Genomic DNA, 2,605 nt, shown 5'->3' with positions numbered 1-2,605 from the left:
CCTCCGCGGCGCTGCTCCGCATCACCCGCACGGAACCGGACGCTCCCTGAGCGCCGTCCCTGCCGCCCACCCGTCGAACCACCTGGTCACTTCGGTGCACTCCCTGTGACAGCGCAGGCAGTGCCGTTGAGGGTGTAGGACGTCGGCGGGGCGGTGCTGCCGGTGTGGGCTGCCTGGAAGCCGATGTCGACCGACGCGCCTGGAGCGATGGTGGCGTTGTGGGAAGTGTTCCTGGCCGTCACCCGGCCGGAGGCGGCCGAGTAGTCCGCGTTCCAGCCGGAGGTGATGGTCTGGCCGTCGGGCAGGGTGAAGTCAAGGGCCCAGCCGTCGATCGGGGTCGTGCCGGTGTTGGCGATGGTGATGTTCGACGTCAGGCCGGTGTTCCAGGCACTGACGGTGCTGGTGACCCGGCAGGTTGCCGTCTCCGGCGACGGGTTGGAGGTCTGGAACTGCGTGAAGAACTTCCAGACCTCCTGCGGCACCCAGGTCCGGGAACCGCTGTCACCCTGGGCCCCGTCCTGTGGAGCGGCGATGTGTCCTTCGTCGAACGCTGCCCAGGCGACCGGATGTCCGGCCGAGCAGCCCGAGTAGGTGGTGACCCGGTGCGTCAGGCTGCCCTGCGCCGGCTCCGGCGGGTTCTGAGGGGTGCAGCCGTTGTTCCTGACGAACCTGTCCCGCATCGCCCGGCCGCCGGAGATGCCGAGGACGCTGTCCCTGAGGCCGTGCACTCCGAGGTAGGCGATCGGCTGGGTGCCGCCGCTGCATCCGCTGAGCACCCCGCCGCTCTGGGCCGCGACCGCGCGGAAGACCGTCGCGCGGGAACACGCGAGCGAGTACGACATGGCGGCACCGTAGCTGAACCCCAGGGCGAAGCGCTGTGTCTGGTCGACGCACAGGTCCGCCTCGATCCGCCTGATCATGTCGTCGACGAAGGCGATGTCCTCCCCGCCGGTGTTGGCCCAGCCGTTGTTGAGGCCCTGGGGCGCGACGAAGACGGCGCTGTTGTCCGCCAGTCGCTGGAGCCCGTAGTAGGCCCAGGTGCCTGTGTCCACGGTGCGGCCGGTGGCGACGTCGATGGAGGTGCCGCCCAGCCAGTGGAACCCGAAGACCAGCCGGTAGGCACGGTTGGGGTCGTAGCCGTCCGGGATCCGCAGAATGAAGTTCCGGTTCTTGCCGCTGCTCTGGATCGTATGCGTTCCGCTCGTCAGGGTGGGGGTCTTGCCACAACCGGAGCTCGGGGCGGCGGTGCCGGCGGACGCGGCAGCCGTGCCGGAGGCCGTGAGCGGGGCGTTCCCGCCCCGGCCGTGGCCCAGTGCCGTGCCTCCCATGCTCAGGACGACCAGCACCGCGACCACGGCGGTCCATAAGAGGGATCTTGTCCTCGTCATCGTAAAACTCTCCTTCTGAAAGCCGTGGTTGTTCACGCGCGGGTCCACTTCTGTTTGGCCTGGCCGTCGCAGGTCCACAGGACCAGCGGGGTCCCGTTGGCGGTGCCGGCCCCGTTGGCGTCGAGGCACAGCCCGGCGTGGACGTTGCGGATCGACCCGTCGGAGCCGACGGTCCACTTCTGGTTGTTCTGGCCGTTGCAGGGCCAGGTGATGACCCGGGTGCCGTTGGTGGTGCCCTGGTTGTAGGCGTCCAGGCACTTGTCGCCGAAGACGCGGATCTCGCCGCCCGCCCACGTGGTCCACAGCTGGTTGGCGGCCGTGTGGCAGTCCCACAGCAGAACCGTGGCCCCGGCGGCGGTAGAGGCGTTGTCCACGTCCACGCAGCGGCCGGAGGCGTTGCCCCGCAGACGTGAGGTGGTGGCGGCCACCGGGCTGCCCCCGGTCACCCGGAACACGGCGACGCCGTGCGCGGGGACGCTCGCCGAGATCTGCCCGGACGTGCTCGACGTGCCGCCGGTCCACAGGTCTGTGAGGGTGAACGGCCCGCCGGTCAGGCCGACTTGCGCGGCCGACGTGGTGACCGTCGCGGCGCCCTCGCCCCGGTTGAACAGGCCCACGGCGACCGAGCCGTCCGACAGGGGCTTGGCGAACACTTCGGTGGCGCCATCGTCGCGCACCCTGCGTCCGCCCGCGCCCAGCGGATCCTGGTTCACCGCCAGCAGACGCGGGTTGCGCAGGATCGCGCTCACGTCGGCGGACATGGTGCGGATGTCGTTGCCGGCCATGAGCGGGGCACCCATCAGCGCCCACAGGGCGAAGTGCGAGCGGGACTCGGTCAGTGACAGGCCGGGACGGCCGACGACCAGCATGTCGGGGTCGTTCCAGTGTCCGGGACCCGACTGAGCGGCCAGGGGCGCGGTGACGTCCAGGACGTTGCCGACGCCCATCGGGTAGCTGTTGGTGTTGCCGTTCTGCCAGATGTCGAGCAGGTCCTCGGTCGTCCGCCACAGGTCGGCGACCTCACCCCAGTTGTACTTGTCGCCGGTGGGGGCGTGGAAGCTGTTGGGGTTGATGCTGTAGACGATCGGCCGGCCGGTGGCGCGCAGGGCGTCGCGCATGATGGTGAACTGTGCGATCTGCTCGCTGAGGGTGCCGCTGCCGGAGCACCAGTCGTACTTGAGGTAGTCCACGCCCCAGGAGGCGAACGTGGCGGCGTC

Annotated in this window: 2 protein-coding genes; both read right to left on the bottom strand. The window is 69.9% G+C overall.

All coding sequences use genetic code 11. The annotated features are described in order from the left end of the window. Positions 1-86: 86 nt before the first annotated feature. The gene (locus STSP_RS33780; RefSeq protein WP_067284852.1) at positions 87-1,388 is read right to left on the bottom strand and encodes a cellulose binding domain-containing protein; all 1,302 of its coding nucleotides are present in this window, start codon (positions 1,386-1,388) and stop codon (positions 87-89) included. A gap of 32 nt (positions 1,389-1,420) precedes the next feature. Beyond that, the coding region (locus STSP_RS33775; RefSeq protein ID WP_067284851.1) for a glycoside hydrolase family 27 protein at positions 1,421-2,605 on the bottom strand (1,185 nt) is incomplete at its 5' end.

Origin of the sequence: Streptomyces jeddahensis (assembly GCF_001642995.1) — a bacterium.
GTDB classification, from domain to species: domain Bacteria; phylum Actinomycetota; class Actinomycetes; order Streptomycetales; family Streptomycetaceae; genus Streptomyces; species Streptomyces jeddahensis.
Note: the sequence above shows the minus strand (reverse complement) of the source record. Positions and strands in the feature narration are given on the sequence as shown.

Bases quoted from the DNA above. Each gene is read 5' to 3' on its own strand.
- STSP_RS33780 (WP_067284852.1), bottom strand. From the start codon at position 1,388: ATGACGAGGACAAGATCCCTCTTATGGACCGCCGTGGTCGCGGTGCTG.